Here is a 1,925-nt window from a genome sequence, read left to right as displayed (position 1 = left end):
GGTGTCCGGAAAGGTGTCTCGTGGAAAGGCGGAAAGGACTTTTGGGGGCAAGTCCTGCTTTGAAATGGTCGGAGTGGCCGGATTCGAACCGACGACCCCTTGACCCCCAGTCAAGTGCGCTACCGGGCTGCGCTACACTCCGGACCGGTCGCGATGTATCGTGATAACCCCGTGCGGGTCAACCGAATTCCGCGACTTTTATCCCGCTGCGATTGCCGGTGCCGGCGAGCCCTGCAAGGCAGGCCGAAACAGCAGTTGATGGCGGTATTCCAGCGCGATGGCGCCCCAGATCAGGCCGAGCAGCAGGTAGACATGGCGCCAGTGGTCGATGTCGATGAAGGTGCCCAGCCCTATATTGCCGATGAAGGCGACGTAGGCGCACAGGAGATAGGGCTGCCACGGCCGGTCGCGCAGCAGGATGCGGAAGCCGGCTGCTATCGTCCACAAGACGAGCGCCAGGAACGACACGAAGCCGAGCCAGCCATAATCCATCAGCATCTTCAGCCAGATATCGTGGGTGTCTTCACCGAAGATCGTGCCGAAGACCAGCGGTCCGATGCCAAACGGATGCTCCATCGCCATCTGGAAGCCGATGCCGTAGCGGGCGAAGCGGCCGAGGCGGGCGGTGTCGTAGCTCTGTTCGAGCTGGGCACGGTTGGAGAACATCTCCGACACGCCGGGCAGCTGCAGGATGACGATCATGGCGACGACCAGCAGCGCCAGTGCGGCCATCGTCATCACCACCACACGCAGCCGGAACTTGCCGCTGGCGCTCTGCAGGAACAGGCAGCCGGTGAGCAGGACGGCCGAGACGGTGAACATGCCCCAGGCGCCGCGCGAGAAGGAGAAGAAGATGCCGGCGGTGATGATCAGCAGCGGCACCGCCAGCAGCGGCATGCGTGTCGCCGGTCCGGTCAAAAGCAGATAGAGCAGATAGATGCCGGGCAGCACCAGGAACGGGCCGAACACGTTCGGGTCCTGGAAGGCGCCGGCGGCGCGATCGTATTTGGTGAACATCTCCGCGCCCGGAAAGGCATGGAAATAGCCTGCAATGCCAAGCAGCGATGTGGCCACTGCCGAGACCACATAGGCAATGAAGATCAGCCGGTAGAGGCTCGGCTGTACGGCGGTGATCGATGCGAAGAACACCGCGCTGAAGGCGAGAAACAGCGACACGGCGAGATAGAGCGGCGTGTTGGCGAGGTCCGCCATCTGCGTCATGGAGATCATGCCGCCGATGTTCATCGTCACCAGCAGCACCAATAAGGGCGTGGCCGCGCGGGAAATCCTCAGGCCGAAAAGCGCCCAGATGGCGATCAGCCCGGCCATGTAGAGCTCATAGGGCGCCGGCTCGCTGATGACGAAGCCCGACAGCAGAATGCCGAGGAAGACCGCGCCCGACGAAATCAGCGCGACCAGCTTGGCGTTGACCGCCGCGCGCGGCAGATCATGGCTGATCGCACTCAATAGGCGTTTTCCGTATTGAGCAGCCGGAGCGGCGTCAGGAACAGGATCCGCAAATCGAACAGCAGCGACCAGTTCTCGATGTAGTAGAGATCATACTCGGTCCGCATGCGGATCTTCTCGTTGGTGTCCATCTCGCCGCGCCAGCCATTGATCTGCGCCCAGCCTGTGACGCCGGGCTTGACCTTGTGGCGGGCGAAATAGCCGTCGACGACCTCGTTGTAGAGCAGGTTGTGCGATTGCGCCGCGATGGCATGCGGACGCGGGCCGACCAGCGACAGCGAACCGAGCAGCGAGTTGAAGAACTGCGGCAGCTCGTCGATCGAGGTCTTGCGGATGAAGCGGCCGACGCGGGTGACGCGAGGATCGTTCTTGGTCACCGTCTGCTTGGCGGTCGGGTCGGCCTTGTCCGTATACATCGAACGGAACTTGTAGACCTCGATGATCTCGTTGTTGAAGCC

General features: G+C 62.4%; 2 protein-coding genes and 1 tRNA gene. All 3 read right to left on the bottom strand.

Annotated features, from left to right (window positions below):
- Positions 1-65 precede the first annotated feature (65 nt).
- A tRNA-Pro gene (locus EN893_RS31705) sits at positions 66-142 on the bottom strand.
- A gap of 56 nt (positions 143-198) precedes the next feature.
- Entirely contained in the window at positions 199-1,467 is a 1,269-nt protein-coding gene (locus EN893_RS31700) for an O-antigen ligase family protein (protein WP_127267064.1), read from the bottom strand.
- A partial coding sequence (locus EN893_RS31695; RefSeq protein ID WP_206640210.1) for a sugar transferase occupies positions 1,464-1,925 on the bottom strand: 462 nt, incomplete at its 5' end. The genes EN893_RS31695 and EN893_RS31700, both read right to left, overlap by 4 nt.

Source organism: Mesorhizobium sp. M7A.F.Ca.CA.004.04.2.1, from assembly GCF_004022825.1.
In the GTDB taxonomy this organism is placed as follows: domain Bacteria; phylum Pseudomonadota; class Alphaproteobacteria; order Rhizobiales; family Rhizobiaceae; genus Mesorhizobium.
Note: the sequence above shows the minus strand (reverse complement) of the source record. Positions and strands in the feature narration are given on the sequence as shown.